Origin of the sequence: Fulvivirga ligni (assembly GCF_021389935.1) — a bacterium.
GTDB classification, from domain to species: Bacteria; Bacteroidota; Bacteroidia; order Cytophagales; family Cyclobacteriaceae; genus Fulvivirga; species Fulvivirga ligni.
Window position 1 is genome coordinate 5,546,931 of sequence record NZ_CP089979.1, and the last position, 12,513, is coordinate 5,559,443.

General features: G+C 36.1%; 13 protein-coding genes. 1 reads left to right on the top strand and 12 read right to left on the bottom strand.

Features of this window, described 5'->3' with window-relative positions:
- Positions 1-8: 8 nt before the first annotated feature.
- The 9 genes from LVD16_RS23475 to LVD16_RS23515 form a co-directional block, all read right to left on the bottom strand.
- Complete coding sequence (locus LVD16_RS23475; protein ID WP_233770737.1) at positions 9-2,474, bottom strand: TraG family conjugative transposon ATPase; 2,466 nt, start codon at positions 2,472-2,474, stop codon at positions 9-11.
- Positions 2,464-2,790, bottom strand: coding sequence for a DUF4133 domain-containing protein (locus LVD16_RS23480; protein WP_255697700.1), 327 nt, complete (start codon positions 2,788-2,790; stop codon positions 2,464-2,466). Before LVD16_RS23480 ends, LVD16_RS23475 begins: the two co-directional genes overlap by 11 nt.
- 2 nt (positions 2,791-2,792) lie before the next feature.
- Positions 2,793-3,077 (bottom strand): DUF4134 domain-containing protein, encoded by a 285-nt coding sequence (locus tag LVD16_RS23485; RefSeq protein ID WP_233770739.1) that lies wholly within the window; start codon positions 3,075-3,077, stop codon positions 2,793-2,795.
- A 51-nt stretch (positions 3,078-3,128) separates the two neighbouring features.
- Entirely contained in the window at positions 3,129-3,608 is a 480-nt protein-coding gene (locus LVD16_RS23490; RefSeq protein ID WP_233770740.1) for a hypothetical protein, read from the bottom strand.
- An 84-nt stretch (positions 3,609-3,692) separates the two neighbouring features.
- Positions 3,693-4,454: an RteC domain-containing protein gene (locus LVD16_RS23495; protein ID WP_233770741.1), complete on the bottom strand. Its 762-nt coding sequence runs from the start codon at positions 4,452-4,454 to the stop codon at positions 3,693-3,695.
- A gap of 7 nt (positions 4,455-4,461) precedes the next feature.
- Positions 4,462-6,333, bottom strand: coding sequence for a type IV secretory system conjugative DNA transfer family protein (locus LVD16_RS23500; RefSeq protein WP_233770742.1), 1,872 nt, complete (start codon positions 6,331-6,333; stop codon positions 4,462-4,464).
- A complete protein-coding gene (locus tag LVD16_RS23505; protein ID WP_233770743.1) occupies positions 6,330-7,493 on the bottom strand; it encodes a relaxase/mobilization nuclease domain-containing protein in 1,164 nt (387 codons plus the stop codon). The genes LVD16_RS23500 and LVD16_RS23505 overlap by 4 nt, the downstream gene beginning before the upstream one ends.
- The gene (locus LVD16_RS23510; RefSeq protein WP_233770744.1) at positions 7,490-7,876 is read right to left on the bottom strand and encodes a plasmid mobilization protein; all 387 of its coding nucleotides are present in this window, start codon (positions 7,874-7,876) and stop codon (positions 7,490-7,492) included. Before LVD16_RS23510 ends, LVD16_RS23505 begins: the two co-directional genes overlap by 4 nt.
- 162 nt (positions 7,877-8,038) lie before the next feature.
- Positions 8,039-9,193 (bottom strand): hypothetical protein, encoded by a 1,155-nt coding sequence (locus LVD16_RS23515; RefSeq protein WP_233770745.1) that lies wholly within the window; start codon positions 9,191-9,193, stop codon positions 8,039-8,041.
- A 302-nt stretch (positions 9,194-9,495) separates the two neighbouring features.
- Here LVD16_RS23515 and LVD16_RS23520 point away from each other — a divergent pair, with 302 nt between their 5' ends.
- Positions 9,496-9,867, top strand: a complete 372-nt coding sequence (locus LVD16_RS23520) for a DMT family protein (protein ID WP_233770746.1) — start codon at positions 9,496-9,498, stop codon at positions 9,865-9,867.
- A gap of 237 nt (positions 9,868-10,104) precedes the next feature.
- Here LVD16_RS23520 and LVD16_RS23525 read toward each other — a convergent pair whose 3' ends face one another.
- The 3 genes from LVD16_RS23525 to LVD16_RS23535 are packed head-to-tail and all read right to left on the bottom strand — an operon-like array spanning position 10,105 to position 12,479.
- The gene (locus LVD16_RS23525) at positions 10,105-11,172 is read right to left on the bottom strand and encodes a protein-glutamate methylesterase/protein-glutamine glutaminase (RefSeq protein WP_233770747.1); all 1,068 of its coding nucleotides are present in this window, start codon (positions 11,170-11,172) and stop codon (positions 10,105-10,107) included.
- Positions 11,165-11,623: a chemotaxis protein CheD gene (locus LVD16_RS23530; protein ID WP_233770748.1), complete on the bottom strand. Its 459-nt coding sequence runs from the start codon at positions 11,621-11,623 to the stop codon at positions 11,165-11,167. The genes LVD16_RS23525 and LVD16_RS23530 overlap by 8 nt, the downstream gene beginning before the upstream one ends.
- A 10-nt stretch (positions 11,624-11,633) precedes the next feature.
- A complete protein-coding gene (locus LVD16_RS23535) occupies positions 11,634-12,479 on the bottom strand; it encodes a CheR family methyltransferase (RefSeq protein WP_233770749.1) in 846 nt (281 codons plus the stop codon).
- Positions 12,480-12,513 lie beyond the last annotated feature (34 nt).

Genomic DNA, 12,513 nt, shown 5'->3' on the forward strand with positions numbered 1-12,513 from the left:
TTAGATGTCTAAATCTGAGATTGCTTTTCTTTCACTAATTGTGAAATACCCTCTTTAAGCCCTCCGAAACGTCGGGCATAATCGGCGACTTCCATTTTTTCAGACTCTTCGGTGGTATAGGTAAAGTATTCTTCGAGAGATACTTCAGTAGCATATACTTTTGATCTGACACCACCCAGGCTTATAAATACCTCCTTATATTTCCGTGTTGGATCATTGGACTTATTAATTGAGAATACCTGATATTTTTCCTGATCAGTTAGACCTAGTAACTCTTGAATCTGGTGGAACTTATTCTGATACTTGCTTTGATCTAATAATATTTTACAGTCCGCATTATTAATAATGGCCTGCTTTACTACAGGTGAACTAATAATATCTTCTACTTCCTGAGTGACTACCACAGCTTCACCATAAAATTTTCTGACGGTTTTAAAGAGATATTTGATGTACTCCGCCATCCCTTCTTTTGCGATCGCTTTCCAAGCTTCCTCAATCAGGATCATTTTCCGTATTCCCTTCAACTTTCTCATTTTTTGAATGAAGACCTCCATTATGATCAAAGTGACTATAGGAAATAAGATGGGATGATCTTTAATATTATCCAGTTCAAACACTATTAAAGGTTGATCCAAAAGATCAAGGTTCTCCCTGCCATTAAGAAGATAATCGAATTCACCACCCCGATAGTAAGGACGCAGTACATACAGAAATGCCTCTATATCGAATCCTTTAGCTCTTATCGAATCATCAATAAGTCGCTTCTGGTAAACATTTATTAGAAATTCATAGTAAGAATTGAAACAGGGAAAAACTTCTTCATGCCTTTGGAGATATTCATAGTATTGTTGTAAGGATGTGGATAAGGCCACATATTCAGAGCGACTAAAAGGTTCATCATCCCTTTTCCATAATGCTAATAATAGTGTTTTTAGACTTTCCTTCTTCTCAGTATCTAACTTACCATTAACCACAAATGGATTGAATTCAAGAGGGTGATCTTCATCATAGGTGAAATAATAACCGTTTACAAGTTCACATAGGCCTTGATAACTATGTCCTACATCTACCAATACAACATGTGTACCCTGTTCATAATAAGCACGAACCATGTGATTGGTAAAAAAAGATTTCCCTGACCCACTAGGTCCTAAAATGAACTTGTTTCGATTGGTGATCCACCCCCTTTTCATAGGCTCATCACTCAAGTCTACATCCAAGGGCTCTCCACTTAAACGATCTCCAAGTCTTACTCCGACAGGTGAGTTTGATGTCTTATAACTACTTTCCATATTCAGAAAGCATACTGCCTGTTCTGCGAACGTATCAAACCATTCATAATGCGGCAGGGAACTCATGTTTCCTGGTATTCCCGACCAAAACATAGCAGCAGCCCCATCAGTCTCTGCCTTTGCAGTTGCGTCCATTTGAGCAAATGCAGAGGATAAGGCTGTCATTTGCCGCTCAAACTCATGCTCTTGTTTAGACCAGGTAATAACATGGAAATGAGCTTTGACTGGCTGTCTTTGCTGACCAATTATCTCATTTAAGTAGTCATTAGTAGCTTCCTGACTCATAGCATTGTCTCTGGAATAAGCAGAAAGAGATTGTAATCTTAAACGCTTGCTTTCCAGACGTTTGATAGTTTGAGCGGTATCTTCTAATTCAATCACTTGATTGTAAATGTGATTATAAGGAATTAGCATGCCCAAGGGTGATGCAAAACCTATACTGTAAGGGGCTTTATCTGTAGTATACTTATCATAATTGATTCTGGGACCACACCAGGAAGGAAGACTATCTCTATGTGACATGGCACAGATACCAAGCCGATCGTGCCCCACTTTTAACTGCTCCTTAAGATGTATATCTTTAATAAGTGGTTGATCATGCTCAGAAAGAAGAAATAGGTATTGTTCAATAATACCTGGCTTGTTTTTGGTCCCCAACATATGAGTTGCTTTAAGTTGGGTTACTTTAACACGTCCACTGTCATTCAAAAGTCCACTCCACTGAGTACAACTCTCTGAAAGTTTACGATAAAGGTCTCCACTTCTCCACTCTTCCCCTACTAAATGTGCTTTTGTCAAGGCCTTCAGTGGATAGGCTGGTCGAAGATTCCTTTTAGGTTTAACACTGATGTACACAAAACATCGGTGATGTAAATATGGCCGTTCATTAAAGAATCGATCACTAGCCCCAGACAACCAGGAAGTTGAATCCATATGTTGGGGGTCAAAAGCGTGACGCAGAAACCAATCCTGTTTATGAAAGACACAGCCAGCTCCTAAACCACGTAACGATTTCACCCATAATAAGTGTAACTCCTCAAAATCCTTTTCAGATAAAGTAAATATCTCTGGTAGCTCTACTTGATAAGCAAAAGATAAGGCCCCTTGATGGGACAAGATACATTCATTCTCGATTTGGTAAATAGGCCATACAGTGTCGATATTGATAGAATTAGTCTTCATTTTTTCTCAGCTTAACTAAAAAAAATCTTGATCTACAACGCAAAATTAGAGGGTGCTGCCTGGCTCTCCTTCTTCTTATTAAACCATACTGTCCATACCGCTTACTGACATGATAAAGTATGGAAATAAAGGTTACTCCTAGCACTATAATTATAATGAGACATATATACATATGTATTCCAGCCCAATAAATAAGGGCAAATAGGAATAAGAGGAAAATCACACCCAGAGCTAAATAGGTGATATACTGCGACTCAAGCCCTTTAAACATTATAGGCTTGTTAATCCCTTTGTTAATGACGTATATAGTAGCCATAACTATAACCCGAAAAAGGATTTTAATACAGTTGCTACTACCACCAAGAAGATACAACTTCCAAACCAGGCAGCTGCTACTCGTCCTGTGTCTTGATCTCCTCCATTCCACTTTTGATACACTTTTACTGCTCCTATTAATCCAACGACAGCCCCTATGGCATACATCAAATTGGTGCCTGTATCAAAATAACTGCGTACCTGTTGATTAGCTTCATTGATTCCTGCATTACCGTCTTGAGCAAAAACATATGCATAGCTAAGGCAGTATGTTACTAGAGCAAGCATACACGCTCTAGCACGGTAAAGAATGTTTCTGTTTTTCATAGTAATTTTATTTTAGTGAGAAGATTTCCACCAACTGTCAAGTGAGTTCTGCTGCCATTCAGGTTGAAGACGTTCTTGCAACTTATACCAGATAAATGCATTGACCTGGGACTGATATGGGGTACCGATGAGAGAGGATGATTGGCTTAATACCGACTGTATGCAAGCAACCAATTCTTTCAATGGACTGTCATAATCTTGTTCTAATTCTATAAGTCCATTTAAATCACTTACCAGGGAGGCCATTGTTGGAAGAAGTTCAAAATAAGTATGATCCTCAGAAGAAACTTCTGGAGCAAATGCAATGGCATCTGATTCAACAACCTCAGTATCTAAATGGGCATCCCCCATAATTTTTCTCGGTGACTTAGTTTGCTTTAAAATCGATGAACAGATTTTGTCACGATAAAACAGGAGGCCAATAATCAAATAATAGACTATTATTAGAATTAAAATGATTTGTAAGAATTGAGGCCACGTGAAGGGTAACATAACTCTATAGTTTGGTGATTACTAAGAGCAAGTTGAGAAGATTGACAACCTCTTATTCACAACATGGTATTATATGGGGTATTTTTATTTAAAATCCAGTTCGTCCATTTTCCGAATTAATTGAGATTTCATACTATCAATGTACTGCGTTTGTCCCTTTTTTCTGAGTCTTATATCTTGATAAACTCTATAGTAATTGCCCAAATTCACATTAAACAATTGCTCTAACCCCTTGGCCAATTGCATAATATCTGCCCTACCTCCTTCTACTACTGAGGTGGCATGTAGGCCATAGAGCAACTCAATCAAAGCAACTTTTGAACCGGTCCATTTCAATTGCACCTGCTCTGGTCCTCCGGAATATTTTAATTTTAACCATTTTTTAAAATGCTGTAAAAATTGCTCTTGACCCAACCAATAAGAAGCATGATGACGAGCATGATCTCCAGTAAAATACATTTTATCTTTATACTTCAGACCAGCATAACAATATTGATAAAAATCTTTGTGAAGGGTGATGAGACTACAGTATTCTGACCACTTCTTCATATAAAAGCTTTTAATATCCTCTTTATCTGGTGGACATAAGATTAATATTGCTAAGCGCTCCTTATAATAGTAGCGCCAACCTAAAAGTTGAGGGTAAAAGTGTTTGTAAAAAGCTATTTCTTGCGATACACCATTAAATCTGTAACTCTCTAAAACAGATTCGATAGCATTGTAACGTACTTCAATAAAGCCAAGTATTCGACCGGTGGTTAAGATTTCATCATTAGATATTTCTTCTTGCTTGATATAATTATGGATTTCACATAAAACGGTGCGGAGGTGAGAGATGATGTTCATAAAATTATCATTTAGGGTATAACTTGTCTTGAATTAAGGCTTGAATATCCTGCCTTATCATAAGGTAATTATGCTCCAGTTCATCCCAGGTAGGTTGTGGTAAAGTGGGAATACTGCGAAAACGTCGCTCTTGACGCTGAATGGATATATGATCATTAATGATTTTTGCGTGAAATAACTTAAGTTCAATTTCTTGATCTGGCTGATCGGCTACCATACCAACAAATTCACCGGACGATAAACTGGAAATACGCGCTGCAGGAATGGCTGAATTTAATTGCTCACTGATGGATATATCGCCAGACCCGGAATTATAGCTGTATCGCTCTTGAACCACTTTTCCGAATCTTTCAGAAAGTACCTTGGCTGTATCTCCCAGCACCTGTCCGCTTATTACATTTCCTGCTAAGTTCATAATCACCTCTGCCTGGTCTCTTCCATATTCCTTTTTTAGCTGACTGTAATCCTGAACAGCTAATGTTGTAGCCACACGATTACTTCGTGCTGTCGCCATTAAATTGTCTATATGGTTAAAGTAGATAGTAGGAAACTCATCAAAAATAAGACTACAGGGTAGTTGATTCTTCTTATTAATCAACTTGATAGCTCTTGAAATATACAGTGATAAGACTGGCCCATACACTTCCTGCTTTTGAGGGTTATTGGCTAAACATAGGACTTTAGGCGATGAGGGATTATTCAAGTCTAAATGGAAATCATTTCCCGATAACACATAATACATTTTGGGAGATACCAGCCTGGCCATGGCCATCTTGGCGCTAGCCATCTGTCCTTCCAACTGTTCCCAGGCTTCGTGCACATAGGCTGATTCAAATGGATTAATCAGGGCGCTTACTTCTGGTTCCGTATGTAACAAGGGAAATAATGTTTTATACTCCACTTGCATCAATTCTATTACATGAGGTAATGTACAATAGGATCCATTTTGATATTTACGAAGAAACCAAATTAAAGCGGTAACGAAATTGATGGGAGACTCGACAAAGAAATCGCCCTGTTTCTTTATCCAATCTTTATTTAAACCAAGCATTATAGTGCGGCTCGACTCCGCCGCATCCGCAATGTCATCTAATAATGCCAACGGATTACAGCGGTATTGCAATTCATCAAAATCAATCACATAGAACCGCGATTGATTTCGTGATCTCCTTAAAACGTTATAAGCCAGTCTGGATAAGTCATCATACTTGAAATCATAGAGTAACATCGTAAATCCTTTCTGCAATTGTTGAATTATAATATTTCTTACTACAAAGTATGATTTTCCTGCACCAGGGGTTCCTACTACAAGCAACCCTCTAAAAGGATTGATAATATTGATCCAGCTATTTCTAAACCTTCCCTTGTAATAATAACTAGCCTTAAAATGTATTGCATACTGATTATTCAAGTACCTTTCCTCTTGTGGAAAGGTCTCATTCTCTATATTAAAAACATCCACTCTTAGGGAGCGCTTCAAATATCTGGACCACCATGTCCCACCTGTTAATATCATGAGCATAGCGCCCCACATGGCTAAAGCATAATACCACGCAGGGCCAAATGTATCCGGTGAAACCAAACACCAAATCGCAATACCGATAACGAATAATAATGTTGCCAAAGCCTTTCGAGTTTTTACTTGCTTCTTTGATTTTAATCCTATTAAAAAGACCATCAGTAATGTAAATGAGCCAATTTTATAGTGTAATGTGTGATTGATAATTAAAATCAGAATTGGGTTAAACCATTCAATCTTTGGAAACATCTGTCGTAAAGTTTGATGAATGGCACACCCTAGATGAAGCAATAAAAGTAATATGCTCAGAGATAGTGTCCAGTCCATTAACTTCGATAAAGATGATGAAGACTGATTCATGATTTTTTCTTTTTTTTCTTCTGTCTATGTCGAAAATATTGTAGCTGATCCTCGCCTGCATACTGCCCTCCTTCTGATCTCAATAAGGGTCCGAGGATTTGATGTAGATCAATTACTTTTAGTGGCTTTACAAAATCAATCTGTATGGTCTCTTTATCATCTTTAATAACCTTATTAAGCAGGGATGAGGCACTATACATTTTGCCAAGATCACTACCCTTAAAAACTACTCTTTGTTCGTGATCTATAAATGACACACCGTAAATTTGCCCTTCACTACTTTTATGCCATACTACTAAAACTTTGCTGTCTTCAAGTGATTTGGCCCAACCTTGCTTGAAATGTAAACGAGCAGCTTCAATCTTATTTATTAGATTACTTTTGTAAACATCTTGCTTGCTAATATTTCGATTGCACAATTGTCTTATCTTTTTAAAAGTTGCATGACACTTTAAGGCGCTAGCCTTAATTGGAACTCCTCTTGGCTTCCCATCTGAATCACATAGGCTATAGAGTAGCCCTAGATTTTGATGTACGGGCATAGCCACTACTCCATATATTTTTAATAATATTTGAAAAGAATTAAAAGAATTATAGAGATAGGTATTCATAATTATGCCTACCGTTTCATCAATCATATGCTTCGTTGGAGACGCACCATAGCCGGGCATCAAAATGCCTTTAAGCTGTCTTTTTCCATGACTAGCTGCCACCAGATGAAATTTTCTCTCAATATCTTTTCGAACAGGCTCGGATATTTTTTTAGCCAACTGATGGGTTGCAATACGCGTACCATCAGCTTTAATTATAGTGCTCACAAGATGGACATGTGGATGAGCCGCATCAATATGTTTATAAAGCAAATAGGGCTGCTCTTCAAATCCGATTCCTTTCATATATTCCTTAGAAATACTTACTAGCTGGTGATCTGTAAAGCTTTCAGAAGGATCAAAATTCAATGAAATATGCATGGTATTAGTTTTAGCTCTACGATTTAATAAATTTCTATTCTCCAATCTCTTGATCTTATCTTCTGTAGTAAGCAGAGCCACATCACGCAAAAAGCCAGAAGCTTCTATGCAGACCGCACTACCCGAGGAGATCTTACTTTCATGATAATGAATAACGCCTTTCACATTTTTACCTGTAACTATCCTCACGACCACCTAATAGATAGTTTGGAAATTATCATCATGCATTTCTGAACTATATCAGTAATACTTTTGATATCCTGGACTACCCTGGATGCATGCTGTAACTTTTCAGAAGGAAAACGAACTTGATGAAAATATCTGGTTAATTGATTGAGATTAACCCCAATGGACTTAAGCTCCATTCGTATAGCGATAAGCTCTTCTAAAATATCCTGCATTTCACCATTTCGGTAATAAAAATCAATCTTTTCCTTAATCAATATCGCTCGTGCAAATTCGCTCAAGGTGGTACAATTTGTTCGACTCATTAATGATTTCAATCGCTCAATCGACTTGTAACTTAATCTGATGGTGAGAACATGTTTTAATCTTTTATCTTTCTGGCTCATATCAAAATAGGTTTAAATTTTCGTAGGGTAAATGGGATGAATTATTACACCCTTTTCCATTTTTTGAGTGATGGAATAGCAATTAAATAGATTAAAGTATAAGCCACCAGTGGCTACCGGTGGCTACCACCCCTGTGAGAAATTGATGATAACAAGATAATTTTATAAGCGATCTAAATGCTCTAGCAAGTTAAGTAAGATGGATTTCACAGCTTGTCTAGTGCCTTCTTCATTGAGATAGTATTTATTATAAAAACTTCTAAATGAAAGAACATCGGCCTCTCTCGTAGCACATACTTGAGTGACCAACTTTATTATACTTCTAACACTCTGTCCGTTAATAATTTGCGCTTCCATGAATAGACGAAGTAAAAGTGCTAATTGAGCCACAGATAGGGAAAATCGAATAAATTGAGAGGTTGAGTTGGGTGGTGTGTGAACGTAATTTCCTTTAAGAGATTTCAATTTATATTTTAACCAGGCTGTAAATTGATCGCGAAGATTGAAATAACCTGGATATAAAACCCATTTGTTTTGTACGGGTATGGCTGTCAATTTAAGCTTCCATAACTGCACTAATTTTTGTCCTGTGGTGTTAGACGGGGGATCCTCCACCAGTAATTCCACCTTATTAACGAGGTAAACATAGAATGCTTCATCGTTGAAATTTAAATAGAAAAGTATTTTTTCTATTAAATCATCAGAATTTTCAACTTCTATTTGACTCAATTCCTGAGTTAATTTTCTGAGGTATCGCCACTGATGAAAAGTAATAAATCCTTCCTCAGATGTTTGAAAAGATTTTAAAATAACCTCATTTAAGATTGATATAAGCTGCGGAGAAAGTTTAGACTTTCTCAATGTATTATCAATCTGTAGCCACCTATTGTGCATATCAGATAACACTAGTATGTATACTCTTGAAGGTAAAGCCATTAAAGCATCTAAATGATTAAAACAATAATGTTCCAAATATTTAAGTAATCCTTCAATATGCTTATAAACAATGTGACACAAATGATTGCTGCCATTACTCGGGGTGAGTATGACTTCAGGAGGTTTAACCATTAAAAGAGAATCTATTAAGAATATTAATTTTCTCTGATAAAATCCTACATATTTCCTTTTAGCTTTATTGCTTTTTTGACTAAAGGTATAATGGAAATGGGCTAAAAACACATCTGCCTCATCCTTTAATAAATCTTTTAGCCCTGAGTTCCAAACAGGAGAATGTGGATAATCATTAATATAAAAATCTGGTAAATCTTCACACACGACTCTCTCCAGGCGGGGTAAATGATGGTATTGATAAGCCATCTCTTCCTCATTTACAGTTACATCTTACAACCTCTCCATCATGAGTTAAACAGTAGTAGTATAGTAATATCCAATATCACTCACCGACTTCAGAAAAAATATAACAATTTTAACAGAAAAAATCAATCTGTTATTTAATGTACAACGAGTCATTGCCGAGTATCCATGTATCTGTTTGTGATAATGTAGTGAGGAGGTATGATTATAGCTTGATGAGATTATCGATTATATCCCACATTTTTATATTGAATTAGCTCACTTAATTTTATCTAAAAGTTATAATTGCTGAAATTTTGATATCAATGTATAAAGGGCTCCTTACTATAATCTTGCTAGTAATATCTAATAGCTTTATGATTTTGGCATGGTATGGTCATCTGAAATTTAAAGAAATGCCAGCCTTTTCCAAATTAGGATTAATTGCAATCATTTTTATCAGCTGGGGCATTGCGCTATTCGAATATGTTTTTCAGGTTCCTGCCAATAAAATAGGATTTAGCGAAAATGGTGGCCCATTCAATCTATGGCAATTAAAAGTAATCCAGGAGGTTATTACTCTATTAATCTTTACCATTTTTACTTTGATATTTTTTAAAAATGAAAGTTTTAGAATCAACCATGTGATTGGATTTATCTTCATGACTTTGGCTGTATACTTTATTTTTAAAAAGTAACTAAGGAGTAATATTAGCTCTTCTTCTCATGAAATGCACCAATCTACTTATGATCATAACAGCGCTTTCTATCTCTATCAGCAGGCCTGGGAGGATATAAAAGAATGTTTTCTAAATATTTAAAAAGATAAAGAAATGAACAACTATGAATAAATGCTTAGTGTTGAATTGATTTTTGAAATAATTATTCTTTTATATTAATAGCAAACCTTTTAAAAATAAAAAGGTTTGAACTAATTAATTACCACTATTTGCAATTATGACGTTCGGGATATTATCTAAGGATTCTACTACATGAGCAGCAGAGAGTTTAATAGCCTCTTTAGGCATTCCAAATACTACAGAAGTAGCTTGATCTTGAGCTATTGTGAATGCTCCCACATCCTTTAAAGATAATAAGCCGATAGCACCATCTTTTCCCATTCCTGTAAGTAATACCCCTACACAGTTCTTACCCACAAATTTCACTGCAGAATTAAACAATACATCTACGCTTGGGCGATGCCTATTTACCCTTTCTCCCATTTTTACTTGTACAAAGTATTTAGCTCCACTGCGACAGATAGAGGTGTGATAATTTCCAGGTGCTATTAAAGCTTGACCTCTTGTTAATGAATCTCCATCTCTCGCTTCCCTTACATTAATCTCGCATAGTTGATTAAGCCTTTCCGCAAACGCCTTAGTATAAGCTTCTGGCATATGCTGAACTATAACAATAGCTGGAGAGTCATAAGGTAGTCGTGTTAATATTTCTTTAATGGCCTCAGTGCCACCAGTAGAGGCCCCTATTACAACCACCTTTTCAGTGGTTTTAATCATGCTTCCAGTTTGTTTTAAAATCCCTGCAAATTTCTTTGGGTGCTCCTTTTGAAAAGAATATTCTCTTTTATTGAAGGCAGCAGTATTTACGTTGGTCTTAATCAAATCGATAAGATAATTTCTGAGGTGATCATCAACGTTACGGAGAGCGGTCATTGTAGGTTTTTGGACCACATCTAAAGCTCCAAGTTCCAATGCTTTCAAAGCCGTCAAACTTCCTTTTTCCGTTAGACTGGATAAAATTATGACCGGAATTGGCTTCTGAGCCATTATCGCTTTCAAAAATGTAAGTCCATCCATTCTAGGCATTTCTACATCCAAAGTAATGACATCCGGAATTTGAGTCTTTATCTTTTGTGCAGCAAGATAAGGGTCGCTTGCGGTTCCAATTACTTCTATTTCTGGATCAGAGCTAAATATATCTGTAAGAAGCTTCCTGACTAATGCAGAATCATCCACGATAAGTACACTAATTTTCTTAACCAAAACAGTTCATTTTAAATCTATCAACAAGTATACTTTGATTAAATGTGTCGAAATTCAGCTTTCGGCCAAATTCTCCCCCCGTATTTTGACTCACTATCTTTATATTAGAAGCCTTCAAAATTTCCAGTGCAACTAAAGCATTTTGATGACCTATCTTAAAAACAGACGTGTGAGTCTCGAAACCACCGAAAATTGCTGCCACAATACTTTCCTTCCGGGCTCCTTTACTAATCATCTTATCAATAAGCACTTGGATAGCAGAATTTCCATAGTTTAATTTATTAAAAGATTTGCCATTCCATCTTGGCAACATGTAGTGATTCATCCCTCCTATTTTCATAACAGGGTCCATCAAACAAACTGCAACACATGTGCCTAAGATCGTAATAATTTTAGTATTACATGTAGAAATGTGTAATTGTCCTGGTTGTAAAAAAACACTTTTAATCATATAGAATACACTAATACATGGAAATCTTCTGATACGCAGTATGAATTCTTTGCTTTAAGGGCAGATCAATACCCATGAGGGACTCCGAATGTCCTAGGAATAAATAACCTCCTAATTTTAGGCATTTTGTAAGATTTCTAATGACATTCACCTGAGTTTCCCTATCAAAATAAATTAATACATTCCTGCAAAAAATTATATCAAAACTCTCAGCTGCAGGATATCTATCTTGTATAAGATTAAAACGTTTAAATGAAACCCTATCTCTAAGTTTTTTATTGATTCTCACCTTTTTTACATTCGAATCTTTACTTTTTAAGAAAAATTTTCTTCTTTCTTCAATCGGTAAATCCTTAATTGAGACTTCATTGTAAATTGCAGTTCTTGCCACGTTCAGGACATCGGTTGATATATCTGATCCCACAAGCGTATAGGCAAGATTTACTTCGTTCTTTTCAATAAATTGCTCAATGGCCATAGCTGCACTATACACCTCTTCACCCGTTGAAGATGCTGAACTCCAAATTTTAATATTTTTAGTTTTGTCCTTAGAAAGCTGTGGCAGAACAATGTTTTGAATAAATGAAAAATGTTCCGCCTCTCTAAAGAAATGTGTCTTGTTGGTAGACACAAGATTTACCATTTTTATTACATCAGGGCTTTCCTCTTCGATACAGATATGTTGAATATATTGCTTGAAGGAAGTCATACCTAAACTTAGAAGATGTTTCTGAAGTCTACTCTCTAATAAAGTTTTTTTTGATAATGGTAAGTTTATACCATAGCGCTCATATATATAATTACTAAGCTTTTGAAAGTCTAAATCTCTGAGCGCTATTGTATTTCCTAGTTTCATAATTCCATCTCATCCTGCAAAAAACTAATATCAA

What these genes read in the sequence shown, in the direction of transcription:
- LVD16_RS23475 (WP_233770737.1), bottom strand. Translation starts at nt 2,474, where the DNA reads ATGAAGACTAATTCTATCAATATCGACACTGTATGGCCTATTTACCAA.
- LVD16_RS23480 (WP_255697700.1), bottom strand. Translation starts at nt 2,790, where the DNA reads ATGGCTACTATATACGTCATTAACAAAGGGATTAACAAGCCTATAATG.
- LVD16_RS23485 (WP_233770739.1), bottom strand. Translation starts at nt 3,077, where the DNA reads ATGCTTGCTCTAGTAACATACTGCCTTAGCTATGCATATGTTTTTGCT.
- LVD16_RS23490 (WP_233770740.1), bottom strand. Translation starts at nt 3,608, where the DNA reads ATGTTACCCTTCACGTGGCCTCAATTCTTACAAATCATTTTAATTCTA.
- LVD16_RS23495 (WP_233770741.1), bottom strand. Translation starts at nt 4,454, where the DNA reads ATGAACATCATCTCTCACCTCCGCACCGTTTTATGTGAAATCCATAAT.
- LVD16_RS23500 (WP_233770742.1), bottom strand. Translation starts at nt 6,333, where the DNA reads ATGAATCAGTCTTCATCATCTTTATCGAAGTTAATGGACTGGACACTA.
- LVD16_RS23510 (WP_233770744.1), bottom strand. Translation starts at nt 7,876, where the DNA reads ATGAGCCAGAAAGATAAAAGATTAAAACATGTTCTCACCATCAGATTA.
- LVD16_RS23515 (WP_233770745.1), bottom strand. Translation starts at nt 9,193, where the DNA reads ATGGCTTATCAATACCATCATTTACCCCGCCTGGAGAGAGTCGTGTGT.
- LVD16_RS23520 (WP_233770746.1), top strand. Translation starts at nt 9,496, where the DNA reads ATGTATAAAGGGCTCCTTACTATAATCTTGCTAGTAATATCTAATAGC.
- LVD16_RS23530 (WP_233770748.1), bottom strand. Translation starts at nt 11,623, where the DNA reads ATGATTAAAAGTGTTTTTTTACAACCAGGACAATTACACATTTCTACA.
- LVD16_RS23535 (WP_233770749.1), bottom strand. Translation starts at nt 12,479, where the DNA reads ATGAAACTAGGAAATACAATAGCGCTCAGAGATTTAGACTTTCAAAAG.